Raw genomic sequence first — 25,875 nt, 5'->3', positions numbered from 1 at the left:
AGGCACAGGGTTGAAAAAGTGGGGTTTTATGGTGAGGGGGAGGGGTGTGGGCGGGTGCGCACAAAGCGTTCTGTTACCAGCAGGCATACAAGGGTCAGACCCCAGACCAGAATCTGGATCCCTGTTGGCCTGTCGGTGTAACCGGCAAGGGCTTTGGCCGTGCGGCCAGCAAGGCTGCCATCGGACAACAGCCAGGATGTATCCCAGATGTCGTAACCCAGTGCCGGAATCAGGTCATCCGATGCGAGCAGGGCCGCGGCCTGAGAGGCCATGCCAGCCGCCAGAAGGGAGACCAGAATATTGGTAACGGCAAAAAGATGCCGCAAGGGAATAATGATCAGCCCGCGATACAGGGCGTAAGACAGGGCAGCACCACCCAGAACGCCCAGCAGGCCACCGCTGAGCAGGGAAAACGCGCCAACATGGGTGGATACGGCAATACCGTACAGGAACAGGACAACTTCCATCCCCTCGCGCAGCACGGCTACGGCGACCACGGTTGCCATGGCTCCAAGGGAACGGCTGCCGGAGGAGACGGCAGCACCCATCTGCTGCATTTGCTGTGCGAGCTCGCGCCCGTGCTTGGCCATCCAGATGACATGCCAGGAGAGCATGAGCACGGCCAGGCACAGAATGGCGGCGGAAAAAATGTCCTGCCCGTTGCCTGAAAATGCGGTGGAGAGCGCACCGGCAAAGGCTGCGGCAATGGCGGCGCCGGCTACACCTGCGGCCACACCGCCAGCTACCCACCAGCCGCGCCCGGCAATGCCCCGCGTTGCCGCAAGAACAATGCCAACAACCAGACCGGCTTCTATAACTTCACGGAAAACAATGATCAGACTGCCAAGCATGGTTTACGGCTTTGCTTCTGCTGTGACTGTTCCCTTGGCATGATCGGGGTGATAGTCATCAAAAAAAGTATATTGTCCGGGGTGCAGGGGGCCTGCATGGACACGAATTTTTGAGCCGGGGACAATAATTTTTTCAAATTTCATGTCATAGCTCTCAAGCTCGTCTGTCGTGCTGTCCTGGTTTTCCAGTTCAATGATAAACCGTTCACCAGCAGGCACGCTCAGATGATCAGGTTCAAAATGATGATCTTTGAGTGTAAGGTGGAAAACGGTTTGCGCCTGAGCCTGTACGGGAGGAAAAAGATACATCCCGGTTAAAAGGGGGAGGGCCGCAAAAAGCCGTTTCATTTTCTGATTCTCCACTTGTCTTGACTGTTTGGGTTAGTGAGAATCATTATTAAAGTCAATGTTTATACCGATCGGTGAATTGTAAGCTCATGTCGAATCATCCTCTGGCTTTTATGCGTCTGCCAACCGACCTGCTTATGGCGCTCGATAGCCGGACGTTCCATTTCTGGTTCCAGCCGGTGCATTATCTGGTCAGAATGCTGCATATTCTGAGCATGGCCGGGTTTTTTGGCATGGAGTTGCTGTTCGCGCTTGCTGTTGTCCAGCAGATGGACAGGGATGCACTGGTCAGGCTTTCGCGCTTTATGCTGCGTCCTTTGCATATTAGCTATGCCATAGCCATGCTCACGGGCTTTGCCCTGTTTTTTTACGATCCGGTGCATATTGGCGCACGCGCCTATATTACGCCCAAGCTTTTGGCGCTGGTCGTGTCGGGGCTGCTGGAGTGGTACGGCCATAAGGCCCTGTACTGGCCGATCATGAAGGGGCGGGACGAAAAAGTTTCCTTGTGGTGCAAGGTGTTTTGCTTTTCCGCCTGTCTGGTCTGGGTGGTGGTGATCGTGTTCTCGTGCCTCAATACAGAGAGCGCACCCAAGGTATTCCTGCGGCATTATTTTTAACGGGTGCTGTTAAAAAATATGGAGAACAGGCAAGCCTATTCTCCATATTTATAAATATTCAGGCAGTTATATGCCGGTATTCATTATTCGGCGGCAACATACACCTTGCCGCCCGCCTGCCGGAACTCCTCATTCTTCTGTTCAATGCCCGCAAGGCGCGCGGCATCTTCCTTCAGGTCCTGGCTGATCCGCATGGAGCAGAACTTGGGGCCGCACATGGAGCAGAAATGCGCCGTCTTGTGCGCATCGCGCGGCATGGTTTCATCATGGTACGCGCAGGCCGTATCGGGGTCGAGCGAGAGGTTGAACTGGTCCTCCCAACGGAAGGAAAAGCGTGCGCGGCTCAGGGCATCATCCCGCAGCTTGGCTCCCGGGTGCCCTTTGGCCAGATCGGCCGCATGGGCGGCAATGCGGTAGGTGATCACCCCGGTTTTAACATCATTCCGGTCGGGCAGACCCAGATGCTCCTTGGGGGTGACGTAACAGAGCATGGATGTGCCAAACCAGCCGATCATGGCCGCCCCAATGGCCGAGGTAATGTGGTCGTAACCGGGGGCAATGTCCGTTGTTAACGGGCCAAGCGTGTAGAACGGGGCTTCGTCACATTCGCGCAGCTGCTTGTCCATGTTCTCCTTGATCTTGTGCATGGGCACATGGCCCGGCCCTTCGATCATGACCTGACAGCCCTTGGCCCATGCAATCTTGGTCAGTTCGCCCAGTGTTTCCAGCTCGGCAAACTGTGCTGCGTCGTTGGCATCGGCAATGCTGCCCGGACGCAGGCCATCACCGAGCGAGAAGGAGACGTCATACGCGCGCATGATGTCGCAGATGTCTTCAAAATGTTCGTACAGAAAGCTTTCGCGGTGGCCGTTCAGGCACCAGCTCGCCATGATGGAGCCGCCCCGTGAGACAATGCCCGTTACGCGGTTGGCGGTCAGCGGCACGTGTTGCAGGCGCACACCGGCATGAATGGTAAAGTAGTCCACGCCCTGTTCGGCCTGCTCGATCAGCGTATCGCGGAAGACCTCCCAGTTCAGTTTGCTGACATCCCCGCCCACTTTTTCCAGCGCCTGATACAGCGGCACCGTGCCAATGGGGGTGGGGGCGTTACGCAGGATCCAGTCGCGGATGTTGTGAATATTGCGGCCCGTGGACAGGTCCATGACCGTATCGGCACCCCAGCGGATGGACCAGACCAGTTTTTCCACTTCATCTGCCGCGGAGGAGGTAATGGCCGAATTGCCGATATTGGCGTTGACCTTGACCAGAAAGTTGCGCCCGATCACGACCGGTTCAAGCTCGGGGTGGTTGATGTTGGCCGGAATAATGGCGCGGCCACGTGCAATTTCTTCCCGCACAAATTCAGGGGTCACAAACTCGGGCAGGGCGGCGTTAAAGGAGTTGCCGTCCTTGAGCTGTGCGGCCGCTTCGTCCAGCGCCTTCTGGCGGCCCAGATTTTCGCGGTGTGCCACATAGATCATTTCCTCGGTAATGATCCCGGCTTTGGCAAATTCATACTGGGTAACGGGTTTGCCTTCAGCACCCTTGAGCACTGTGTGCGGGGCCGGGCAGGGCTGGACCAGATAGCTGCCCTCGGCCCCGCCGTTGTCTTCCGGGCGGATGCTGCGCGGGGTTGTGGCGGTCAGGCTGCGTTTGGCAAGCCATGCGCTGCGCAGCTTGGGCAGGCCCGTGCGCACATCAATTTTGGCGGTGTGGTCCGTGTAGGGGCCGGACGTATCGTACACCCGCAGGGGCGGCTCGTTGGCAGCCGGGTCGAGTGCGATTTCACGGAACGGTACGCGGATGTCGGGGTGCCCGTCGGGGCTGGAATACACCTTGCGTGACCCGCGGATAGGGCCAGTGGTGACCTGCCCGGGGGCTGGAGCAGCCGTGTTGGCCGGTTTGGGGTTGCCGCCCTGTGTGGGCTGTGTGGTGGTGGCAGACATGCTTCAAAGTCTCCTCAGGCGCGAGGAGGACAGGCCCGTCAATAAGGAGCGCGACCACTGCTGGCAACGCCACGCACAGGTTGGCGGGGCGTTTGTTCCTTAACAGGCACCAGTCCCTCCGCCGGTATGAGCCGGATCAGGTTCCCCGCCAGAACCCTATGTTGCTGGCGGCAGGGTCGCCACGGTGCCCTGCGATGGACGCAGTGCAAAAAGTGGCCTCTCAGTTCCTTGGCCCGGAACCCCCCTTGGTTATGTGCAAGCAGATAGCCAGAGGTGTGCCTGTGTCAAGCATTTACACCAATATGTGACCCAATGCGGGGGACAAACACGGGGAATGCATAAAAGGAATGGGGGCTGGGGCGGCTGTAAAGCGCTGCTTTTGCCACACGTTTGGCAGATGGCATGCAACATCCCAATTACTATAATAAATAGAAATTAGTAAGATATGCAAGTTTTTTCGAGTATGTCATGATTGTGTCATGCAGACAGAAAGAAATAAAACGCTTGATGCGGTAAAAAATCTCGAAATATCCCCACGTGCTCATTACGTCTTGTGGATAGCGGCATTTGTGTCTGCCATATGCGGCGGTCTTTACGGATACGACACGGGAATTATTTCCGGCGCACTTCTCCTTATTACCAAGGACTTCCACTTAACCTCCGTACAGGAAGAAATGGTAACTTCGGCCATTCTGGTCGGGGCGGTCATTGGGGCTGTTGGGGTTTCCTGGTTTTCCGAGCGGTACGGACGCCGGATTTCGGTCATGCTGGTTACGGCGGTGTTCGTGCTGGGGGCCATTGCCTGTTCCTATGCCTCTAGCGTGACCATGCTGGTGATCGACCGCGTGTTCCTTGGCTTTGCGGTCGGTGGGTCCACGCAGGTGGTGCCGACCTATATTTCGGAACTCGCCCCCGCGGCCAAGCGTGGTAATCTGGTAACCCTGTTCAACGTGGCCATCGGCATTGGTATTTTCATGGCCAACCTTGTGGGCTTTACCATGCGGGACGCATGGGGCTGGCGGCCGATGATCGCCATTGCCGCCATTCCTGCGGCTGTGGTGTTCGTGAGCATGTTCTTCCTGCCCAAAAGCCCCCGCTGGGTGGCCGAGAACGAGGGCATGGTTTCTGCTGTCAAGCAGCTTGGGCGTGTGCGTACATCGCGCAAGGTTATCCAGCGTGAGATCAGCGAAATCCGCAAGAACGTGCTGGGCATGGATGAGGATGAACGGGGCTGGAAAGGCCTGCGTCTGCCTTGGGTGCGTCCAGCACTGGTGGCGGCACTGGGTATTGCGTTCTTTACGCAGGCCGGTGGGCTGGAGATGATGATCTACTATACCCCTACCTTCCTTTCGGATGCCGGGTTTAATAGCTCATCAGCTCTGCTGACCAGCCTTGGCGTTGCCATGGTCTATCTGGTCATGACCCTGCTGGGCTGCCTGTTTGTGGACCGTATTGGCCGCCGCCGTCTGGTGCTGATCATGGGGCCGGGGTCCGTGCTCAGCCTTATCGGGCTTGGCATCATGTTTGCCCTGCACCCCGATAAGGGCAGTGTCGGGAGCTGGATGATCGTTGTATTCCTGCTGCTGTTCATGGTGTTCAACTCTGGCGGTATTCAGGTCGTGGGCTGGCTGCTTGGGGCGGAACTGTTCCCCCTGCCCATGCGCGCGGTTGCCACCAGCCTGCACGCCGCCGTGCTGTGGGGGGCCGATCTGCTGGTGACGGCAACAGCGCTCTCGCTGGTCCAGCTGGTTTCCCTTGGTGGAACCATGTGGATTTACGCCGCGGTTAATCTGGCATCGGTTGTTTTTGTTTATTTCTGCGTGCCCGAAACCAGTGGGGCCACGCTGGAGGATATTGAGATGGCCCTGCGTGATGGTGAGTTTGTGCCACGGGCCGAGAACAACTACGCCATCCCCCAGTATGAGGTGGAGGAGGACGCTGCTCCCGCCCCCATCCAGCAGGCCAGTAGCCCGGCCTGAAAAGTGCTTTAACCTTGCCCCCGCCATAAGTCGGCGGGGGTCTAACAAAAAAGGCCGGCCCATACTCTGGACCGGCCTTTTTGCATAAGCTGTTCAGGTTATGGCGGCTTAGTGCGTGCGCGCCATAAACTGTTCCAGCCAGTGAATGGTGTAATCCCCGCTCTGGAAACCGGGGTCTTCCAGAATGGCGCGGTGGAGCGGAATAACGGTTTTAATCCCTTCCACCACAAACTCGTCCAGTGCGCGCTGCATGCGGGCAATGGCCTGCGCACGCGTGGGGGCATGGACGATCAGCTTGGCAATCATGCTGTCATAGTACGGGGGTACGCGGTAGCCGGTATAGAGCGCGCTATCCACCCGCACACCCAGACCACCCGGGGGGTGGTACACAGCCACAGTGCCGGGGCAGGGGGCAAAGGTGGTCGGGTCTTCGGCGTTAATGCGGCATTCAATGGCATGGCCGGAGAATGTGACATCTGCCTGCGTGTAACCAAGCTTTTCGCCTGCTGCCAGGCGGATCTGCTCGCGCACCAGGTCCACATCGCACACCATTTCGGTAATGGGGTGTTCGACCTGGAGGCGGGTGTTCATTTCAATAAAGCAGAACTGCCCATCCTGGTACAGGAACTCCAGCGTGCCTGCGTTACGGTAGCCCATGCGCGAGAGCGCTTCGGTTGCCGTGCGGCCAATGGCATCACGCTGTTCGGCGGAAATGGCGGGGGAGCCTGCCTCTTCCAGCACCTTCTGGTGGCGGCGCTGGAGCGAGCAGTCACGCTCACCAAAATGGACCACGTTGCCATAGTTATCGCCCAGAATCTGGAGCTCGATATGGCGCGGGCGGTCCATGTATTTTTCCATGTACACCGCATCGTTGCCAAACGCTGCGCGCGCTTCGGTGCGGGCCATGCTCCATGCATCGGACAGTTCATCGGCAGAGTGGGCAACCTTCATGCCGCGTCCACCACCACCGGCGGCAGCCTTGATCAGCACGGGGTAGCCAACGCGGCTGGCCACTTCGTGCGCTTCTTCAAGGTTGGCCAGTTCCCCGTCCGAGCCGGGGACCAGTGGCACGCCAAGAGCGAGCATGGTGGTCTTGGCGGTAATCTTGTCACCCATCATGCGGATATGTTCCGCCGTGGGGCCAATAAAGACCAGACCGTGGGCTTCCACCGTTTCGGCAAAATCCGCGTTTTCGGACAGGAAGCCGTAGCCGGGGTGAATGGCTTCCGCCCCGGTTATGGTCGCAGCGGACAGGATGGCCGCCACATTCAGGTACGAATCGCGCGAGGAGGCGGGGCCAATGCACACAGCCTCATCCGCCAGACGCACATGCATGGCATCGGCATCAGCGGTGGAGTGGACCGCCACGGTTTTGATCCCGAGTTCCCGGCAGGCGCGCAGGATACGCAGGGCGATCTCGCCACGGTTGGCGATAAGGATCTTGGAGAACATTACTCGATAATGGCGAGTGGCTGGCCAAATTCGACCGGGTCGCCCGAAGCAACCAGAATGGCCTTGAGCGTGCCGCCCTTGGGAGCCTTGATCTGGTTGAAGGTCTTCATCGCTTCAATCAGCATCAGGGTCTGCCCTGCGGTCACGATCTGCCCTTCGCTTGCAAACGGGGGGGAGGAGGGGTCGGGCGTCAGGTAGGCCACGCCCACCATGGGGCTGGGCACCGCACCGGGATGGCGGGAAAGGTCAGCCGGGGCGGCACTTTCCACCACTGCGGGGGCTGCGGCCACGGGGGCTACAGGGGCCACCGGCGCGGGGGCTGCTGCCTGCACGGTTGCGGGGGCACGGGCCACGCGAATGCGGCGGTCTTTTTCAGACACCTCAATTTCGGTCAGTCCGGTTTCAGTCAGAATTTCGGCCAGAGCCCGAATGGCATCCGCGTCCACGAGCAGTCCGCTCATTGGTCATCCTCATCCAGAATAAGATCAGTCATTGCCTGCAAGGCCAGAGAATACCCGCCAACACCCAGCCCGCAGATAACGCCGCTGGCGGCGCGCGAAACGTAGGAGTGGTGGCGGAATGGCTCGCGGCGGTGAATGTTGGAGATATGGACCTCAATTACCGGCAGGTCCGTAGCCAGCAGTGCATCCAGCAGGGCGATGGAAGTATGGGTATAACCTGCGGGATTGATAATAATGCCTTTGGCCCGCCTGCGGCACTCCTGCACCCAGGAGATCAGCTCGCCTTCAATGTTGGTCTGGCGGAAGTCTATGGCCAGTCCCAGCTTTTCGGCGGTCTGTAGGCACAGCTGTTCCACGTCGTCCAGCGTTGCCCGCCCGTACACTTCGGGCTGGCGCTGGCCAAGCATGTTCAGGTTGGGGCCGTTCAGCACAGCAATGAGAGGTCTTTCCATGACAGACGGGGCCGTAGCACGATGCGCCCGCGTATCCAAGAGAAAGCGGCACGAAAAGTGGTCCCATACCCCCCGACCCTACATTTTGCCTTGGCTGCAGGGGGGCAGGGTGCGTCATATTTTTGCCACGCGGGCGGGCAATACAGGGTGGGCTACCCGTAGTGGTGGTTGAAAAAGGTTGCCTTTGGGCTGCTAAAGCGCCCATTAGGGAATGGTCTATCACGGAAACGGAGTTAACAGGCGGATGTCAGCCCTGCGCCGGGCACTTCTTGGAAGTGTGTTTGTCACAACCTCTCTGTTCGCGCTCCCCGCAGCCCACGCGGCCACGGCGGAAGCACCAAGCGGCACTGCATGGGCCGAGTCCGTGCATAAAGCCCTTGCCGCGCGCGACGCGCAGGACGTGACCGATACTGACTCTGCCTCGGGCCACAAGGTTTCCCAAAAAGGGATGGCAAGCTGGTATGGCGCACGCCAGCACCTGCGGCGCACATCCTCTGGCACAAGGTTTGACAAGAACCGCCTGACCGCCGCCCACCCCACAGCCCCCCTTGGCAGCAAGCTGCTTGTGACATCGGAAGAGACCGGCCGCTCTGTTGTGGTCACGGTTAATGACCGCGGGCCTTACAGCCACGGGCGGATTATTGATCTTTCGCAGGCCGCTGCCGCGCAGATTGGCATGCTGAACTCTGGCGTGGCGCATGTGAGTGTGCAGGCCGCAACGCCTGAAGAAGTGGCCGCCGCCCCCGAAGTGGGCACAGCCCCTGCCCTGAGCGCACCACCCAAGCCGCAGTCTGGCAAGCGTGGGCGTCCGCTGCACCTCCAGCGCAAGCGCTTTGGTCACCCGTAAATAACAAGCACTTTATTGCCTCGCTCGGGCCGGGCGCGCAGCCTGTTTACAGGTCTGCGCGTGGTGCCTGCGGGCAGTCCGTGGGGGTTGCGGGTTTGCTGGCCAGCATGGAATCGGTTTCAGGCGGGTGAATAAGCCCTAGGGCATAGCCTTCCATCTGAGCGTTCAGTTCCGCCCCCATCAGCACCACCCATGCGGTGACAAAAAACCACATCATGATGGCAATAAACGCGCCCAGTGGCCCGTAGGTCGCGTTGTAGCTGGCCAGATGCGCCACGTAGTATGAGAACCCGAGCGAAGCCATGATCCACGTAATGGTGGAGGCCAGCGCACCGGGCAGCACCCAGCGCCATTGCGTATGCCGCTTGCGGTCCGGCCCAAAGCGGTACAGGGCCGACAGGGCCAGTGTTTCAAACGTAAACATGACCACCGGCCCGCTCCACCGTGCCAGAAACTCAATGGAACCGGGCGGGGTGGGAATATGCAGGATGGCAGGCAGCGTTAAAAACAGCGGCATGGCTACCAGCAGGGCCAGTGTGAGCACAGCCCCCAGAATACCAGACAGGGTCATGGCGAAGGCGGTGGCCTGAAAAACCAGAAAATTCCGGTTCTCACGCGTGTTGTAGGCAATGTTTAAGGCCGACAGAATGGAGCGCGTGGCAGCCGAGGCAGACCACAACGCAACCGAGAGCGAGATGATCAGGTTTACGGTCAGGGAGGACGGGGGCTCGGCCACCAGTGTCTGCACCCGGTCATAGAGCAGGTTGAAGGCGCTGGGGGGCAGCAGGTTGCGCAGAATATCCATCTGCGGGGCCACGGTCTGCACGTCAAACACCAGCCCGTAAATGGAGATCATGGCGCTAATGGCTGGGAACAATGAGAGGGTGGTATAGAATGCACACCCTGCTGCCACCAGCGTGGTCGGCCCGAACACAAGGTTCTTGAACGTGTTGGAGACAATGGTCCGCCAGTCTTTGCGGCACATGGCCCACGGGCTGGCAAAACGCAGCTTGGCGACCTGCACGGGAGCACTCCCGGTACGGTGGGGGAGCGGGGAACGGTCCGACTGCCAGAGAGCCTGCATGAATCCAGAAAAATCCTTGATCTGTGGTCCGGCCCGATTGCGGTATCGGGCGCTCCACGTGCGCACCATGGATTCGGCCAGCGGGGGGCCGGTTGTGGAGCCTGGTAAGGTTTACTTCACAATGGGGCGCACAAAGACTTTGCATGAAAAAAGCAGCGGAAAAGCGTGAAGCAACCGTAATGTTTCCAAGTCTTATCGGGGGTTGGGGGGAGATGCCAAGTTTTTTTGTTTTATCTGGATTTTTTACTTGCGCTTGTGTCGGTTTGGCCGCATATGCACGCCCCTACGCAGCAACGCACGTGCCACTGGCCCTCTGAGGTTACGCAACGACGTCAAGCGTTCTGGCTAATCGGGACCTCTTTGCAGGTCTGCCTTTCGCTGGTCCGTTAGACCGTTTCGCAACGTCCTTCCCCGCTGTACAGGCGGGGGAGCCTGATACTGGGGGAGTGGGGACATGAATCCCAAAATCACCCGTTTTCTTGCCGAGCAAAAACCGGCAACGCCCTGCCTTGTCGTCGATGTTGACCAGGTGGAAGCCCGTTATCGCGCGCTGGGCAAAGCCCTGCCGCTCGCGCGCATTTACTATGCCGTCAAGGCCAACCCGGCCATGCCTATCCTGACCCGTCTGGTCGGGCTTGGCTCCTGCTTTGATGCCGCATCCTGGGAGGAAGTCTCCCTCTGCCTGGAGGCAGGGGCGGACCCCGAAGCCATTTCCTTTGGCAACACGGTTAAAAAAGTGTCGGCCATTCAGGCAGCCTACAAGGCTGGCGTGCGCATGTTTGTGTTCGACTGCCGCGAAGAGCTGGAAAAAATTGCCCAGCACGCACCGGGCAGCCGCGTATACTGCCGCCTGCTGGTGGACAATTACGATGCGGAATGGCCGCTCTCACGCAAGTTTGGCACCACGGTCGAATCCGCCCGGGACCTGATGCTTGAAGCCCGCAAGCTGGGGCTGGACCCGTATGGCCTGTCCTTCCATGTCGGGTCGCAGCAGCTTTCGGCCGAGGCTTACGAAGCCGCCATTGCCCGCGTGGCCAGCCTGTTTACGGACCTGAGCGATGCCGGGCTGGACCTGCGCATGATCAACCTCGGCGGGGGCTTCCCCATCCGTTACCGTGAGGATGTGCCCGAGATCGACCATTTTGCCGGGGCGATCTGCCGCGCCATGACCGAGCATTTTGGCAATGCATTGCCGGAAATGCTGGTTGAGCCGGGCCGCTTTATTGTGGGCGAAGCAGGCGTTGTGCATACCGAGGTGGTGCTGGTGAGCGCACGCGGTCGGCAGGACGGGCCACGCTGGGTGTACCTGGACATCGGGCGCTTTGGTGGTCTGGCGGAAACGGAAGGCGAATCCATTCGCTATGCCATTCGCACCGCGCGCGATGGTTCCCCCACGGGGCCGGTGGCGCTGGCGGGGCCAACCTGCGACGGGGCGGATATTCTGTACGAAAAAAGCCACTACGACCTGCCGCTGGACCTGTGCTCGGGCGAACTGATCGACCTGCTGGGGACGGGGGCTTATGTTTCCACCTATTGCTCCACCCGCTTTAATGGCTTTGCTCCCCTGAGCGAGTATTACATCTGAGCGCACGCCTTACGGGGTGTTTGCAAGCGGTTTTCCCCTTCCTCCGCCGGGCTGTGCTGGCCCGGTGGGGGAGGGGTTTTTCTTTTATGCCTACCCCCTGCCGTAAAGACAGCCCTGTATTGTGCGTGCAGCCCTTTGCAGACGCCCCGATGCGCTTAAACATTGCCCCAGATACAGGCCCATGATCAGGGGTCTGGATAAAGGGAGTTATCATGACACGAATGGGTATGCTGCTGGGTACGGTTCTGGTGGCAACGGCTGTTGCAACACCTTTGTATGCACAGCAGGCGCAGTCTGGTGCCGTCGCGTCCGGCACGGTTGCACAGTCCGCAGCTACGCAGGATTTCAGCCGTCTTTCCGATGATGGCAGCATGGCGTTCGAATATCTGACCCTCGCACGGAACGCCATTTTTGATGGTGATCTGGCCGGGGCCAAGGCCCTTATTGCCAACGCCCAGCAGGCACTGGCCACGGCCCGCTCGGATAACACCGCCTTCCAGAAAGCCGCTGCCGAACTGATGCCGAGCAAAACCGGCCAGTCCCGCCCCCGCCCCAATGCGCCCACAACGCAGCAGGTGGCATGGCTGCCAATTGATGGCGAGCTGGTACTGAACGCCAACGCCGAGGAAACATCGGAAAAAACCGCTGTTGTGGCGGCTGCCAACCGACACCTCAAATCCGGTAATCCGGCCCGTGCGGCTGAAGTGCTGCGCGTGACCAGCGTGGATGCGGATTACGTTATTGCCGCCGTGCCGCTGGACCAGGTGACGCAGGACGTGGCCCGCGCAGCCAAGCTGATTGGCAAAGACCCCTACAAGGCCAGCGAAGCCCTGCGTGATGCGCAGGAAGCCGTGCGTTATGCCTCGGTAGATATTCAGGCCGTGTCCAACCCGGCCACCAATGCCAAGGCCGCACCGGCCCCCGCAGCCCCGGCGGCTGCTCCGGCAAAATAAGCATACAGGCCGGTCCGCATTGGCCGGACGGGTTCAAAAAAAGGGGGGCGGCCACACAATGGCCGCCCCCCTTTTTTGTGGTGTGGCTTACTCCGCTGCTGCGCGTAACCCCGCCCCTGCGGCAAGGGGGCAGAGCGGGAGCGTGCCTGCAACAAATGCCCCCAGCAGTTCAAGGTCTGGCTGCCAGGGCAGGCCGTTGGAGGCCGCATCTATGGCGGCTGCGCCAAAAATAAGAGCGGGTGTGGCCAGCGGCAGGGTCAGCAGGGGGAGCAGCACGCCACCCCGCCGCGCGCCCAGCACAATGGATGCGCCCATCCCCCCGATAAGCGAGAGCACGACAGACCCCAAAAACAGCCCCCCCAGCAGCACCGGCAGGGTGGAGGAGGGCAGCCCCAGCATGACCGCAAGCGGAACCGCAGCCAGCAGCAGCGGCACGCCGGTTGTCAGCCAATGGGCGGTTATTTTGGCCAGTGCCACCAGTGCGGGCGGCAGGCCAAGCAGGAGCAGCTGGTCCAGAGAGCCATCTTCCAGCTCCGCGCCAAACAGGCGGTCCAGCGGCAAAAGGGCGGCCAGCAGGGCACAGACCCAGATAATGCCCGGCGCCATATGGCGCAAAAGCTCGGGCGAGGGGCCAAGAGCCAGCGGGAATAGTGTTGCCGTTACTACAAAAAACAGCACGGCCCCCAGCGTGTCCGCCCCGTGGCGCAGGGCCAGCCGCAGGTCCCGCATGACAATGCCCCAGAACAGCCGGTTCATGCGTAGTCTCCCTCAAACGCGCCAAAGGGGCGGGGGTCGGCGGCACCGGGCAGGTCCAGTGCGCAGGTGTTGTCCAGCGGCAGGGGAACATGGGTTGTCGCGATCAGGATTCCGCCTCGCGCACGGTGGGTGGCCATGGCACGGCCCAGCAGGGTTATGGCGGCCGAATCCAGCCCCAGACTCGGCTCGTCCAGCAGCCAGAGCGGTGCCTGTGCGAGCAGAACGCGGGCAAGGGCGGTGCGGCGCTTCTGCCCGGCAGAAAGCAGGCGGGCGGGCAGGTCGGCCAGCGCGCACAGGTCCATGGCCTCCAGTGCATCGGCCATGCTGGCGCCGGGGCGGGTGAACAGGTGCAGGTTTTCGCTCACGCTCAGGCCGGGTTTTAGTGCGTCCTGGTGGCCAATATAGGCCACGCGCTCCGCATGGGCGGCGCGGTCATCAAAAATGGACTGGCCATTCCATGTCAGTTGCCCCGAATCCGGTTTGCGTAGCCCGGCCAGCACACGCAGCAGGGTGGATTTGCCCGCGCCGTTGGGGCCGGTCAGCAGCATGGCGTCCCCCGCATGCAGGGTCAGGCTTACGCCATCGAGCACCAGACGGTCCCCGCGGAACACGCAAAGGGAGTCCGCCTCCAGCACCGTACCGGTGGGGGCAGGGGGGCCAGATGGGGCGCTGGCACGGGGTTCAGACTGGCTCACGGAGATGGGACTTCTCCTTTTTGTTACCGTAATCACACAAAAAGCGGGATTGCTCGCGCGGTCGTGGTCACTCCCCCGCTTGTGCCTTTTATTAGTGCCGGTATGTTCTAGCCCCAACGGGATATCAAGCCGGTTGTCCGAAGAGCGGACACGCACGCAACGCCGTGCGGAACAATACGGAACACAACGGTGTCCTGAACGCATCACCAGCCATCGGCTGTGATCGGGGAGAAAGCGACGATGAAATCGGTTGGCCACGACTCACTCAAAACAGGCCGCACCCTTGAGGTTGACGGCAAGACCTACCACTATTTTTCCATTCCCGAAGCGGCAAAAACCATTGGCGACGTAAGCCGCCTGCCGGTTTCGCTCAAGGTTCTGCTGGAGAACATCCTTCGGTTTGAAGATGCGCGCTCCTACAGCGTGGAAGACGCAAAATCCATTGCTGGCTGGTTGCCCAAAGGCAGCAGCACCAAGGAAGTGCCCTTCAAGCCCTCCCGCATTCTCATGCAGGACTTCACGGGTGTTCCCGGCGTTGTGGACCTTGCAGCCATGCGCGACGGTATTGTTAACCTCAAGGGCGACCCGCAGAAGGTCAACCCGCTGGTGCCGGTCAACCTTGTGATCGACCACTCCGTGATGGTGGACTTTGCCGGGACCGATGAAGCCCTGCAGGAAAACATCACCCTTGAGTTCGAGCGCAACGCGGAACGCTATGCCTTCCTGCGCTGGGGCCAGGAAGCGTTCGAGAACTTCTCCGTGGTGCCGCCTGATACGGGTATCTGTCATCAGGTGAACCTTGAATACATCGCGCAGGTGGCATGGACCGCCAACGTGGGTGGCAAGGACTACGTGTACCCCGATTCGCTTTACGGCACGGACAGCCACACGACCATGATCAACGGTCTGGGCGTTCTGGGCTGGGGTGTTGGCGGGATCGAGGCCGAAGCTGCCATGCTGGGCCAGCCCATTGCCATGCTTATCCCCGATGTGATCGGCTTCAAGCTGATTGGCAAGCTGCCCGAAGGGGCTACGGCCACCGATCTGGTGCTGACCGTAACCCAGATGCTCCGTAAAAAGGGTGTTGTTGGCAAGTTTGTGGAATTCTTTGGCCCGGCTCTGGACCACCTGCCCGTTGCCGACCGTGCCACCATTGCCAACATGGCCCCCGAATACGGCGCAACCTGCGGCTTCTTCCCCGTGGACGAACTGACGCTGGACTTCCTGCGCCAGACCGGCCGCGACGAACACCGCATTAAACTGGTCAAGGAATACCTGCAGGCGCAGGATATGTTCCGCACCGAAAAAACGCCCGAACCCGTGTTTACGGATGTGCTGGAACTGGACCTGAGCACGGTTGTGCCGTCTCTGGCTGGCCCCAAGCGCCCGCAGGACCGCGTGGAACTGAAGAGCGCCACCACCGCGTTTGAAAAAGAACTGACTTCCTCCCTTGGTGTTCCCGCAGCCGAAGCCAACAAGAAGGTTCCGGTCGCAGGCACCAATTACGAGCTGGGCAGTGGCGATGTGGTCATTGCGGCCATTACCTCGTGCACCAACACCTCCAACCCGGCGGTGCTGATTGCTGCCGGTCTGGTGGCCCGTAAGGCACGCGCTCTGGGCCTGACCCCCAAGCCGTGGGTCAAGACCTCGCTCGCACCCGGCTCGCAGGTTGTGACCGACTACCTCAACCGCTCCAACCTGACCGCAGACCTGGACGCCATGGGCTTCAACACGGTTGGTTACGGCTGCACCACCTGCATCGGCAACTCCGGCCCGCTGCCCGGCAACATTGTGGACGCGATTGAAAACAACAACCTGGTTGCTGTTTCCGTCCTGTCCGGCAACCGTAACTTTGAGGGGCGTATTTCCCCCAACGTGCGCGCCAACTACCTTGCCAGCCCGCCGCTGGTGGTTGCCTACTCGCTTCTGGGCACCATGCGGCAGGACATTACTACAGCCCAGCTTGGTACTTCCAAGGATGGCAAGCCGGTGTACCTGAAGGACATCTGGCCTTCCAACAAGGAAATTGCCGACCTGATCGCCTCGTCCATCACGCGCGAAGAGTTCATCAAACGCTACGCCAACGTGGGCAAGGGTACCAAGGAATGGCAGGGCCTCAAGGTTGCCACCGGGTCCGAAACCTACAAGTGGGACCCCAAGTCCACCTACGTGCAGGACCCCCCGTACTTCAAGAACATGGCGGTTGAGCCCACGGCTCCGGGCAACATCAGCGGTGCGCGTATTCTCGCCCTGCTGGGTGACAACATCACCACCGACCATATCTCCCCCGCTGGTTCCATCAAAAAGGACAGCCCTGCTGGCCGCTACCTGATCGAACACGGTGTGGAACCCAAGGACTTCAACTCCTACGGGTCCCGCCGCGGGAATGACCGGGTGATGGTGCGCGGCACGTTCGCCAACATCCGTATCAAGAACGAAATGGTGCCGGGCACCGAAGGGGGCTATTCCAAGCACTACCCCGACGGCAAGGAAGGCGCGATTTACGACGTGGCCATGGAATACAAGGAAGCGGGCGTGCCGCTGGTTGTGTTCGGTGGCAAGGAATACGGCATGGGCTCCTCGCGCGACTGGGCTGCCAAAGGCACCCTGCTGCTGGGCGTCAAGGCCGTGATCGCGGAAAGCTTTGAACGTATCCACCGTTCCAACCTTGTGGGCATGGGTGTTCTGCCCCTGCTGTTCAAGGAAGGCACAACCCGCCAGACCCTGGGTCTGAAGGGGGATGAAGTGATCAGCATTTCCGGAATTGACAAACTCACGCCCCGTATGGACGTGATTATGACAATTACAAGAAATGACGGTTCCAAGCAGGAAGTACCGCTGCTTTGCCGGGTCGATACTCTGGACGAGGTAGAGTATTATAGGCATGGTGGCATCCTTCAGTACGTCTTGCGAGGGATGACGAAAGCTGCCTGAGAACCCATCCGTTCAAGGTGAACGTCTTAATGCCGGCCCGGTGCAAACCGGGTCGGCTTTTTCTATGAATGACCCCGTAGTTCTGAGTGCGGAACAGTTGCACAAGGACTTTGGCGAGGGGGAAGTCCTGTGTGGCGTGTCCATGCAGGTCCGCAAGGGGGAGCTGGTGTCTATCATCGGTCCTTCGGGTTGCGGTAAATCCACCTTCCTGCGGTGTCTCAATTTTCTGGAAATACCCGACCGTGGCACGGTAACGGCCATGGGGGTGACCATTGCGCGCAATGGTGGCCCGTGGCGGAGCGCGGATGAGCATATGGCCCATCGGCTGCGGACCCATGTGGGCATGGTGTTCCAGAGTTTTAATCTGTTTCCGCACCTGAGCGTGCTGGATAACGTGATGCTGGCCCCCCGCGTGGTCAAAGGCGGTAACGCCGAAGCCGACCGGGAAGAGGCCATGGCCCTGCTGGAAAAAGTGGGGCTGGCCAAGGTGGCGCAGCGTTACCCTGTCTCGCTCTCTGGCGGTCAGCAGCAGCGTGCGGCCATTGCCCGCGCTCTGGCCATGCGGCCCGAGATCATGCTGTACGACGAACCCACCTCCGCTCTGGACCCCATTGTGGCCGAGGAGGTGCTTAACGTCATGCGCACACTCGATGATGAGGGCATGACCCAGATTATCGTGACCCATGACATGCGCTTTGCCGAAGTCGCGTCCGATACGGTGGTGTACATGGATGGCGGGCATGTGATTGAGGCCGGCCCGCCAGAAGTCCTGTGCGTGAACCCCGAACATGAACAGACCCGCCGCTTTATGAGGACCGTCCTGTGATGAACACCGCACAGCCCCGCCCTCGCCGCCTGCTGGGCGTCCTGTCTGGCCTGTTTGCAGCGCTGCTGGTGCTGGCAGCCGCCCCCGGCGCCGCCCCGGCTGCCCACGCGCAGAGCAAGCCGTTCCACTGGGCCGCCGATTCCTCGGCCGATGTGCCCTACACGTTCCATGACCTCAAAGACCAGAACAAGCTGACGGGCTTTGAATATGACCTGATGCAGGAACTCAGCCGCCATATGGGCGCGCCGCTGGACTTCATCAACAACGACTGGGACGGGCTTATTCCCGGCCTGCAACGTGGCCTGTACGACATGGTCATCTGCGGGATCGAGATGACCGATGAACATGCTGAAGGCATTGACTTCAGCATCCCCTATTACGTGACCTCCGAACGGCTGGTGGTGCGCCGCAAGGGCAAGCAGTTTACTACACTGGCAGACCTTGAAGGGCACAAGGTTGGTACAATCAAGGATACGCAGGCCGAGCGTATGCTGACCAACAACACCAAAATATCCCTGAGCACCTATGATGAAGAAACAGATGCCTTCATGGATCTGGTCAATGGGCGCACGGATGCCATCCTGATCGACGGCCCCATTGCCAAATATTATGGGGATACCAACCCAGACCTGCATATTGTAGGCGAACCCATTGGCCGGGTGCAGTACGGCATTGCCTTTGCCAAAGGCCAGAACACGGAACTGCGCGAGCGGGTGAACGCAGCATTGCAGGTCATGCAGCAGGACGGCAGCCTGCACCATATCCTGACACGCTGGGACCTGTGGACGCCAGAAATGGCGCAGCTCACCAACGACCACACCCAGCCCAACGTAACCCCCGCAGCATGGAACAACTATGTGGCCGAGTTGCAGGGCAAGGGCGGGTTGCGCGTCAAGCTTGAACGCTATGCCGGGTTTGTGCCCCAGCTGGTCCGGGCGGCGGGGCTGACCCTGCTGGTTTCGCTGTGCGCCATGGTTGTTGCGGTTGCACTGGGGCTTGGGCTTGCGCTGCTGCGCCTGTATGGCCCGCGCCCGCTGGCATGGCTGGCCGCAACCTATGTGGAGATTGTGCGTGGCACGCCGCTGCTTATTCAGGTGCTGTTCATTTTTTATGGCCTGCCTGAATTTGGTATCAGCATGTCCCCCTTTGTGGCCGGTGTGGTCAGCCTTGGGCTGAACTATGCGGCATACGAGGCAGAAAACTACCGCGCCGGTCTGCAATCGGTGGCCCATGGGCAGATGGAAGCAGCCCTTGCCCTGAACATGACCCACCCGCAGGCCCTGCGTTATGTGCTGGTGCCGCAGGCGTTCAGGCTGGTTATGCCGGTCATGACCAACGACTTTATCTCCCTGCTCAAGGATTCGTCTCTGGTCAGCGTGATCACCCTGACAGAACTGACACAGACCTATATCCGCCTGTCCTCTGCCTATTTTGACTATTTTGGCACGGGGCTCATGGTGGGTGCGGCCTACCTGCTGCTGGGTCTGCCCTTTGTGCGTCTGGCTCGTCTGGCGGAAAAACGCCTTGCCATGCCCCATACCCGCCGCCGTTAAGGCTGCGGGGCTGCGGCCATGCCTATAGCTTTAATGCGCTATAGGCATGGCCGCTTCTTGTTCTGTCTATGTTGTATCCAACCTAACCTTGCTGCAATAGGGAAGGTGATAAGCTCGTAGCCTGACACAGCATGCTGGTTACAGGGCGGGATGGTTGGAGCCCAGATTTTCGGCACACTCTGAACTGTCTCACCTGTTGTTGTCGGCAGCACTGGAGAAGGCTAGCCGCCTACACAGGAAACGGTGCCGACCTCCATGGATCTTCTTTCCGCACTTCACAGTTTTGTGCGTGTTGCCGCTACAGGCTCATTTTCCGCTGTCTCGCGCGAGACAGGGGTCAGCCAGCCTACAATTTCGCGCCATATTGCCTTGCTGGAGGCGCATTACGGCACCACGCTGTTTGCGCGTACAACCCGCAGCCTGACCATGACCGAGGACGGTCGCAGCCTGCTCCCCCATGCCTATGAAGTGCTGGAAATACTGGAAACGGCAGAAACCGTTCTGGGCCGCAGGCGTGCTTCGGTCTCCGGTCTTGTGCGTCTGGGGGTGACCACGGCCTTTGGTCTGTGCCTGACCCGCAGAATGGGCGAGCTGCTGGACCGCCACCCCGACCTGTCGGTGGAAGTGGTCATGCGCGACTCGTTTGGGGATCTGGTGGAAGAAGGGCTGGATCTGGCCGTGCGTGTGGGCGAAATTGCTGAGGGCACGCTCATCGCCCGCAAGCTGGGGCTGGTGCATAAGTGGCTGGTGGCGTCCCCCGCCTGCCTGCAACGCCACAACATGCCAGAGCACCCCCGCGCGCTCACGGAATACCCCGGCGTTGTGTATAATTACGGTTCCAGCCGTCTGGACTGGAACTTTGAGCGGGATGGGGAAGAAAGCGTTATTGCCCCCGCCGCCGTGTTCCGTGCCAATAGCAGCGAAGCCGTAATGTACGCGGTGGAAGCCGGTATTGGTGTTGGCCTGCTTCCGGCTTTTCAGGTGCGGGATGCAGTGGCCAGTGGCCGTCTGGTCCGCCTGTTTGCGGACTGGAACATTCCCGGCCTGCCTTTTTATGCCGTGCATACCGGCCCGCGCACCCTGCCGTTGCGGACCCGCACGGTCATGGATTTTCTGGTCGAGGTTTCAGCCGACCTGCTGCGTGATGGCGGGCTTTTATCCCCCGTTCTGTAAGGGGGAATAAAAGGGGCGGCCCAGACAGTTGCTCCGGGCCTGCCCGACCTAGCCGTGAAAAGCCGGGTCAATGGCCTCTGTCGAGGGCGGGGCGTTCTGGGGTAGCTTGTTCTCAAACCCATGTAGGAGCGTTGGCACCCAGCCGCGTAGCCAGGTGTTGGTGCGCTGGACAAAATCCGTGACCGCAGCCGAGTCGGACATCCCCGCGCGAGACCAGTTCTCCGGCGCGCCCGGAACGCGGCGGGCTCCTGCTTCTGCCGGGCTGAGCAGCGTATGCACGCTCATAAAATCCACACCCGTACCGGATTTGCTTTTTTCCACCAGATTCCAGCCTGCATCGACCAGAATGGGGGGCAGGTCAAAACCCATGATGGTCAGGCGCTGCACGGCGGGTGGGATGTACATCTGGTCACTCAGGAGTGTCTGCAGCGGTTCGTTGGACGTCAGGAACAGGTTGTTCACCACCCGTATGGGGGTGGTCATCCAGCATTCGCTGCGGTTGCCATCCTGCGGGGCGGCTTCGTTCATGAAGTTGAAGGAGCTGTGGCATTGCGCCTCAATCATGCTCATGGCGGCAATGGGCAGGGACTGCGTGGTGGCCTGCGCAATAATCAGCCCGGTTACAATGCCCTGAGCGGAGCGGACATACAGGGTTGTCAGCACTTCCCCGTGGGCCACATCATCCTGAAAGTTCACAACCGGGTGCCATTTGCCCGCAGGCAGGGGAAGCTGCCGGCCGGCAAAAACAACCGAGCCTTCAAACTGTGCATCCATGGGGGGGATGGAAACCGTGCGCTGGTCCTCATCGGGGTGCAGGGCATCGCTCGCCTCGGTGCCGCCGAGGGAGGAGGGGAGCATGTGCCGAATCCTGCTGCTGAGCGCGCCATAGCCCGGCACGCTGGAGGCTAGCCAAGGTGCGGGGAACAGAACGGACAGTGTGCCGCACACGCCTGCGGTTATCAGTGCGGTGCGCCATAACGGGGCACGGTGCCACAGGCGGGTAAAAGCGGTCATGCGGTAGCCTTGGTTATGTGGGCGGCGTTGGAGGGGGGCTTGCCGGGGCAGGCGGTCAGGGGGTCAGGCGGGCATGCAGCCCGTCATCACGGTTGTCGGCCACTTTGGCGACAACCGTGCCATCGTCCTCCTTGACCAGCCGGACCATGGTAGCCCCCTGCTGGCGGGCAATAATAAGGGACTCGCTGATCATGTCCTCAATAGAGCGGACCAGATCACGCGCGGAGGCGGCATCCCCCATACGGCTCTGGCGGCGCATCACATCCAGCAGCAGGGAGGCGTCAATCCCGCTGGTTTCCACCTTCAGGCCGTAGCCTTCGATCATGGCTTCAATTTCCAGCGCGCCAACACGGGCAATATCCAGCCCACGCAGGGTGCGGAAGACAAAAATACGGTCCAGACGGTTCAGCACCTCGGGGGCAAAGCCAGCCTGACGCAGGGCCTCGACCGATTCGGCACGCATGCGGTCGGGGTCATCATGCAGGCGGTCGGCAATTTCGGTCAGGGCATCGGTGGCAATGTTGGAGGTCAGCACAAAAATGGCCCGCACGGTGGAAATCTGCTGCCCGGTGGAGGCCTCGGTAATGTGGCCGTCGTTCCATGCGGTCAGGAACTTCTTGAACACATCGGGGTGGGCTTTTTCAATTTCGTCCAGCAGCACCACGGCATCGGGCTTTTCCTTCAGCCCGCCGGTCAGCTTGCCGTAGGTGTCCGAGCCGACATAGCCTTTGGGCGAGCCAAAAAGCTGGGTGGCGGCGTGGGGGCTGCTCATCTGCGTCATGTCAAAATGCAGCAGGGGGCGTTCGAGCTGGCGGGCCATCTGCTTGGCCAGATAGGTTTTGCCCGTGCCCGGAGGCCCGGCGAGCAAAAAGATGCCAACCGGCTTGCCACGCACCTGTAGCGCCAGGCGGCGGCGGAGCTGGACGGCAATATCCTCGCACACCTGGTCCTGCCCGATCACGCGGGCACGCAGGTTTGCGGCCAGTTCCTCGGCGTCTATGGTGGTTTCGCGCTGTTCACGCGCAAGCATTTCTTCCAGTTCGGCGCGATTGGTCAGTCTGGCAAGAACGTCCATGATGAATCCCCGTCGGCGTAGTAGCCCTTTGCGGGCCAGATGTTCGGCCCGAGTTTCAAACAGCAGTCCCGCAACACTCAGCACAAGGCCGGATGCCGCCAGAACAGGCCAGGCAGATGCACACCATTGCAGCACATGGGCCACGGAATGCAGGGAAAGATGCAGGCTGAGCGCGATCTGGATGCTGGCGAGCACCAGAAAAATCACCATCATCAGCGGCATCAGCCGGTTTAATGCGGGGAGCAGACCCTTCATTGCGCGATCACCGTAAGTGCAAGGGTATCCCCCTGTTTATAAAGAACGGGCAGGGGCATGGGGCCAAAGGCCGTTATGGCACCGCTGCCAATTCCCGCCGGGCCGGGTGGCGCTGCGGGAATAACCTCAACATGCCCGCTCACACTTATGGGCAGGATAACCGTTGTGGGTTTGGCCGTAAGCCCGACACTTTGCTGCCATGGGCCACAGACAAGGGTAATCATGCCGCCAGCCCCGGTGGCATCATAGACCGGCATGGCCACCAGCCGCACATCCCGCCGTTTGACCGCGGCCAGAATATCCGCCTGCTGCTGGGCGGAAAAGCTGGAGCCTGCCAGTGCCTGCGCCGCATTCTGCGGGGCAATCACATTCAGGGGCAGCCCCATGCGCTGGGAGTCGTCACCAGTAACGGACTCGGCGCCCACAGCCGGGCCGGAGGTGTTTTTGCCCGCACCATAAAAGTGCAGCCCGGCCCCTGCCATAAGCACGCAGGCCGCCATACCAATAAGCCCGAGCCGCAGATTGGAGGGTTTTTCAGCCGTCTGGGGCTGCGGCTGCCATGCCGGGTCCGGCTTGTTCTGCATGATAACGGTCAGTCTCCTTGCCTTGGGTAGTGGAGCGTTGCAGATATGTCGCAGCCAAAGCAATAAAAGCATGTCTGTGGGTTGGCGCAATGCGCAAAACTGGTCCAGCCATAATTTATTTTTTATGGTCCATCGCGCACAAACAGGGGGGCTGTGGTTTCTGCCCTTGCAGTCTGTGCCTTTGTGCACTAGATAAAGCATCATCCTTCTCAATTTGAATGACGTTTCGGGGGGTGGCCTTAGAAGGGCCGCCTTTTTTGCTTTGGACAAAGATATTTCTGCCCATTCCGGCCTTGAAGGCCGCCTGCTCGCACTGATTGCCCCTGCCGTAGAGGAAATGGGGTACGAAATCGTGCGCGTGGCAGTGCTTGGGCGTGAGCGCCCTACGGTGCAGATCATGGCTGACCGCGCAGACGGAATGTTGATCAATGTTGAAGATTGTGAGCGAATCAGCCACGCTGTAGGCGCTGTGCTGGACGTGGAAGACCCCATTCCGGGGGCGTGGACGCTGGAAGTGTCCTCCGCCGGAATCGACCGCCCGCTCACACGCGCCAAGGACTGGACCCGCTTTGCAGGGCATCAGGCCAAGGCAGAAGTTCTGGTCCCCATTGAAGGGCGGCGTCGCTTTGCCGGTATTTCTCTGGGGTCTGATGGAACAGTGGCCCGTATGCGCCTGGATGACGGCACGGAAGTGGCTCTGCCACTGGCCGAAATCCGCAAGGCGCGACTGGTGCTGACCGATGCGCTGATTGAAGACAGCGCCCGTATGGTACAGCCTGCATCGGATGCAGGTGTGGAGCAGGATGGCAAAAAAGAGCCGCCTGCTTCCAAGGTGCATTGATAAAGCTGCCTGTTTTGGAGAGCTGAGAGCATGGATACCTCCGTTTCCCGTCCTGAACTGCTGCTGGTGGCAGACGCTGTTTCACGCGAAAAGGGCATTGACCGTGAAGAGGTTCTGGAGGCCATGGAGCAGGCCATCCAGAAGGCTGGCCGCGCCAAATACGGGCACGAAAAGGACATTCGCGCCACAATCGACCGCCGCTCGGGCGAGGTTCGCCTCTCCCGCTGGACGGAAGTTGTGGATCAGGTGGAGAACGAGGACGCACAGATCGCCCTCTCCATTGCCCGCAAGTTCCGCCCCGAAATTCAGGTTGGCGAATATCTGATCGACCCGCTGCCCCCGATCGACTTCGGGCGTATTGCGGCCCAGACCGCCAAGCAGGTTATTGTGCAGCGCGTGCGTGAATACGAACGCAAACGCCAGTACAACGAGTTCAAGGACCGCGTAGGCGAAATCGTCAACGGCACCGTGAAACGGACCGAATACGGCAACCTGCTGGTTGAAATTGGCTCCGCCGAAGCGCTGCTGCGCCGCGATGAGCTGATCCCGCGTGAGACATTCCGTAACTCCGACCGCGTGCGCGCCTACATCTATGATGTGCGTGATGAACCGCGCGGCCCGCAGGTTTTCCTGTCCCGCACACATCCGGCCTTTCTGGCCAAGCTGTTTGCGCAGGAAGTGCCCGAAATTTACGACGGGATCATCGAAATCAAGGCCGTGGCCCGTGACCCCGGCTCCCGCGCCAAAATGGCCGTGATCTCGCGCGATGCCTCCATTGACCCGGTCGGGGCCTGCGTTGGTATGCGCGGCTCGCGCGTGCAGGCTGTTGTGGCCGAATTGCAGGGCGAAAAAATCGACATTATCCCCTGGAGCCCGCAGGCTGCGACCTTTGTGGTCAACGCTCTGGCTCCGGCTGAAGTCAGCAAGGTGGTGATGGACGAGGAAGCCGGGCGCGTTGAAGTTGTGGTGCCGGATGACCAGCTCTCCCTCGCCATTGGTCGGCGCGGGCAGAACGTGCGTCTGGCCAGCCAGCTGACGCGCTGGGACATTGACATCCTGACCGAAGCGGAAGAATCCGAACGCCGTCAGGAAGAATTCCGCCGTCGTAGCGGCCAGTTTGTTGAAGCGCTTGACGTGGATGACGTGATTGCTGGCCTGCTGGTGACCGAAGGCTACCATAGCATCGAGGAACTGGCGTTTGCCGACCCCGATGAACTGGTGGGCATTGAAGGCTTTGACGAATCGGTGGTGCAGGAACTGGTCCAGCGCGCCGAAGGCCACCTTGTCCGGCAGGAAGAAAAGCTGGATGAGCGCCGTCAGGAGCTTGGTGTTGCCGACGATATTGCAAATATGGGTGTGTTCACCAACCAGATGCTTGTGACTCTGGGCGAAAAGGGTGTAAAAACTCTGGACGACCTTGGTGACCTGGCTGGCGATGAGCTGGTCGAAATTCTGGGGTCGGATGCCATAGAAGAAGACGCCGCCAATGAGATCATCATGGCAGCGCGTGCGCACTGGTTTGAGGATGAAGAGGGTGCAACCCCTTCCTCCACGCCAGAAGGCGGGGCAGGCGTCTGAGGCCTTGATACAG

Annotated in this window: 23 protein-coding genes; 11 read left to right on the top strand and 12 right to left on the bottom strand. The window is 60.3% G+C overall.

Annotated elements, in window-relative coordinates; translation table 11 throughout:
* Positions 1 to 26: 26 nt before the first annotated feature.
* The gene (locus tag LKE65_RS02750; RefSeq protein ID WP_086646169.1) at positions 27 to 851 is read right to left on the bottom strand and encodes an FTR1 family iron permease; all 825 of its coding nucleotides are present in this window, start codon (positions 849 to 851) and stop codon (positions 27 to 29) included.
* Positions 852 to 854: 3 nt separating this feature from the next.
* Positions 855 to 1,214 carry a cupredoxin domain-containing protein gene (locus LKE65_RS02745; RefSeq protein ID WP_278740366.1) on the bottom strand — a complete coding sequence of 120 codons (360 nt, stop codon included), beginning with the start codon at positions 1,212 to 1,214 and terminating at the stop codon, positions 855 to 857.
* A 74-nt stretch (positions 1,215 to 1,288) separates the two neighbouring features.
* Here LKE65_RS02745 and LKE65_RS02740 point away from each other — a divergent pair, with 74 nt between their 5' ends.
* Positions 1,289 to 1,819 (top strand): hypothetical protein, encoded by a 531-nt coding sequence (locus LKE65_RS02740; protein ID WP_086646167.1) that lies wholly within the window; start codon positions 1,289 to 1,291, stop codon positions 1,817 to 1,819.
* Positions 1,820 to 1,902: 83 nt separating this feature from the next.
* On the opposite strand, the gene thiC is transcribed toward LKE65_RS02740, so the two are convergent.
* A complete protein-coding gene (gene thiC / locus LKE65_RS02735) occupies positions 1,903 to 3,765 on the bottom strand; it encodes a phosphomethylpyrimidine synthase ThiC (protein WP_086646166.1) in 1,863 nt (620 codons plus the stop codon).
* Between the two features lie 479 nt (positions 3,766 to 4,244).
* On the opposite strand from thiC, the gene LKE65_RS02730 reads away from it, so the two are divergent.
* Positions 4,245 to 5,744 carry a sugar porter family MFS transporter gene (locus LKE65_RS02730; protein WP_278740365.1) on the top strand — a complete coding sequence of 500 codons (1,500 nt, stop codon included), beginning with the start codon at positions 4,245 to 4,247 and terminating at the stop codon, positions 5,742 to 5,744.
* 108 nt (positions 5,745 to 5,852) lie between these two features.
* On the opposite strand, the gene accC is transcribed toward LKE65_RS02730, so the two are convergent.
* The 3 genes from accC to aroQ are packed head-to-tail and all read right to left on the bottom strand — an operon-like array spanning position 5,853 to position 8,109.
* Positions 5,853 to 7,196 (bottom strand): acetyl-CoA carboxylase biotin carboxylase subunit, encoded by a 1,344-nt coding sequence (accC, locus tag LKE65_RS02725; protein ID WP_086646164.1) that lies wholly within the window; start codon positions 7,194 to 7,196, stop codon positions 5,853 to 5,855.
* A complete protein-coding gene (locus LKE65_RS02720) occupies positions 7,196 to 7,657 on the bottom strand; it encodes an acetyl-CoA carboxylase biotin carboxyl carrier protein (RefSeq protein WP_086646163.1) in 462 nt (153 codons plus the stop codon). Before LKE65_RS02720 ends, accC begins: the two co-directional genes overlap by 1 nt.
* Positions 7,654 to 8,109: a type II 3-dehydroquinate dehydratase gene (gene aroQ, locus LKE65_RS02715; protein WP_086646162.1), complete on the bottom strand. Its 456-nt coding sequence runs from the start codon at positions 8,107 to 8,109 to the stop codon at positions 7,654 to 7,656. The genes LKE65_RS02720 and aroQ overlap by 4 nt, the downstream gene beginning before the upstream one ends.
* Positions 8,110 to 8,353: 244 nt before the next feature.
* Here aroQ and LKE65_RS02710 point away from each other — a divergent pair, with 244 nt between their 5' ends.
* Positions 8,354 to 8,956 (top strand): septal ring lytic transglycosylase RlpA family protein, encoded by a 603-nt coding sequence (locus LKE65_RS02710; protein WP_165925646.1) that lies wholly within the window; start codon positions 8,354 to 8,356, stop codon positions 8,954 to 8,956.
* 46 nt (positions 8,957 to 9,002) lie between these two features.
* On the opposite strand, the gene LKE65_RS02705 is transcribed toward LKE65_RS02710, so the two are convergent.
* Positions 9,003 to 10,040 (bottom strand): YihY/virulence factor BrkB family protein, encoded by a 1,038-nt coding sequence (locus LKE65_RS02705; RefSeq protein WP_086646160.1) that lies wholly within the window; start codon positions 10,038 to 10,040, stop codon positions 9,003 to 9,005.
* A 454-nt stretch (positions 10,041 to 10,494) separates the two neighbouring features.
* On the opposite strand from LKE65_RS02705, the gene LKE65_RS02700 reads away from it, so the two are divergent.
* Positions 10,495 to 11,625 carry a type III PLP-dependent enzyme gene (locus tag LKE65_RS02700; RefSeq protein ID WP_086646159.1) on the top strand — a complete coding sequence of 377 codons (1,131 nt, stop codon included), beginning with the start codon at positions 10,495 to 10,497 and terminating at the stop codon, positions 11,623 to 11,625.
* A 212-nt stretch (positions 11,626 to 11,837) separates the two neighbouring features.
* Positions 11,838 to 12,578 (top strand): YfdX family protein, encoded by a 741-nt coding sequence (locus LKE65_RS02695; protein WP_278740361.1) that lies wholly within the window; start codon positions 11,838 to 11,840, stop codon positions 12,576 to 12,578.
* Positions 12,579 to 12,665: 87 nt separating this feature from the next.
* Here LKE65_RS02695 and ccmB read toward each other — a convergent pair whose 3' ends face one another.
* Both ccmB and ccmA read right to left on the bottom strand, forming a co-directional pair.
* A complete protein-coding gene (gene ccmB, locus LKE65_RS02690; protein WP_278740360.1) occupies positions 12,666 to 13,334 on the bottom strand; it encodes a heme exporter protein CcmB in 669 nt (222 codons plus the stop codon).
* Complete coding sequence (gene ccmA / locus LKE65_RS02685) at positions 13,331 to 14,029, bottom strand: heme ABC exporter ATP-binding protein CcmA (RefSeq protein WP_369823030.1); 699 nt, start codon at positions 14,027 to 14,029, stop codon at positions 13,331 to 13,333. The genes ccmB and ccmA overlap by 4 nt, the downstream gene beginning before the upstream one ends.
* A gap of 240 nt (positions 14,030 to 14,269) precedes the next feature.
* Between ccmA and acnA the strand changes: the two genes are divergently transcribed.
* From acnA to LKE65_RS02665, 4 genes are all read left to right on the top strand, one after another.
* Entirely contained in the window at positions 14,270 to 16,963 is a 2,694-nt protein-coding gene (acnA, locus tag LKE65_RS02680) for an aconitate hydratase AcnA (RefSeq protein ID WP_086646156.1), read from the top strand.
* 64 nt (positions 16,964 to 17,027) lie between these two features.
* Positions 17,028 to 17,789 carry an amino acid ABC transporter ATP-binding protein gene (locus LKE65_RS02675; RefSeq protein ID WP_086646155.1) on the top strand — a complete coding sequence of 254 codons (762 nt, stop codon included), beginning with the start codon at positions 17,028 to 17,030 and terminating at the stop codon, positions 17,787 to 17,789.
* Positions 17,789 to 19,342 (top strand): ABC transporter substrate-binding protein/permease, encoded by a 1,554-nt coding sequence (locus LKE65_RS02670; RefSeq protein ID WP_165925695.1) that lies wholly within the window; start codon positions 17,789 to 17,791, stop codon positions 19,340 to 19,342. The genes LKE65_RS02675 and LKE65_RS02670 overlap by 1 nt, the downstream gene beginning before the upstream one ends.
* Positions 19,343 to 19,597: 255 nt before the next feature.
* Positions 19,598 to 20,515, top strand: coding sequence for a LysR family transcriptional regulator (locus tag LKE65_RS02665; protein ID WP_086646153.1), 918 nt, complete (start codon positions 19,598 to 19,600; stop codon positions 20,513 to 20,515).
* A 48-nt stretch (positions 20,516 to 20,563) separates the two neighbouring features.
* Here the strand turns inward: LKE65_RS02665 and LKE65_RS02660 are convergent, their stop codons facing one another.
* The 3 genes from LKE65_RS02660 to LKE65_RS02650 are packed head-to-tail and all read right to left on the bottom strand — an operon-like array spanning position 20,564 to position 23,443.
* Positions 20,564 to 21,529, bottom strand: a complete 966-nt coding sequence (locus tag LKE65_RS02660; protein ID WP_278740355.1) for a hypothetical protein — start codon at positions 21,527 to 21,529, stop codon at positions 20,564 to 20,566.
* 55 nt (positions 21,530 to 21,584) lie between these two features.
* Positions 21,585 to 22,859 carry an AAA family ATPase gene (locus tag LKE65_RS02655; RefSeq protein WP_086646151.1) on the bottom strand — a complete coding sequence of 425 codons (1,275 nt, stop codon included), beginning with the start codon at positions 22,857 to 22,859 and terminating at the stop codon, positions 21,585 to 21,587.
* Positions 22,856 to 23,443 carry a hypothetical protein gene (locus LKE65_RS02650; RefSeq protein WP_086646150.1) on the bottom strand — a complete coding sequence of 196 codons (588 nt, stop codon included), beginning with the start codon at positions 23,441 to 23,443 and terminating at the stop codon, positions 22,856 to 22,858. Before LKE65_RS02650 ends, LKE65_RS02655 begins: the two co-directional genes overlap by 4 nt.
* Before the next feature lie 262 nt (positions 23,444 to 23,705).
* On the opposite strand from LKE65_RS02650, the gene rimP reads away from it, so the two are divergent.
* Together rimP and nusA are read left to right on the top strand one after the other, a co-directional pair.
* Positions 23,706 to 24,284 carry a ribosome maturation factor RimP gene (gene rimP / locus LKE65_RS02645; RefSeq protein WP_086646149.1) on the top strand — a complete coding sequence of 193 codons (579 nt, stop codon included), beginning with the start codon at positions 23,706 to 23,708 and terminating at the stop codon, positions 24,282 to 24,284.
* 30 nt (positions 24,285 to 24,314) lie between these two features.
* Positions 24,315 to 25,862: a transcription termination factor NusA gene (gene nusA / locus LKE65_RS02640; protein ID WP_278740350.1), complete on the top strand. Its 1,548-nt coding sequence runs from the start codon at positions 24,315 to 24,317 to the stop codon at positions 25,860 to 25,862.
* The last annotated feature ends 13 nt before the right edge of the window (positions 25,863 to 25,875 follow it).

It is taken from the genome of Acetobacter fabarum (assembly GCF_022483405.1).
Taxonomy (GTDB): Bacteria; Pseudomonadota; Alphaproteobacteria; order Acetobacterales; family Acetobacteraceae; genus Acetobacter; species Acetobacter fabarum.
Note: the sequence above shows the minus strand (reverse complement) of the source record. Positions and strands in the feature narration are given on the sequence as shown.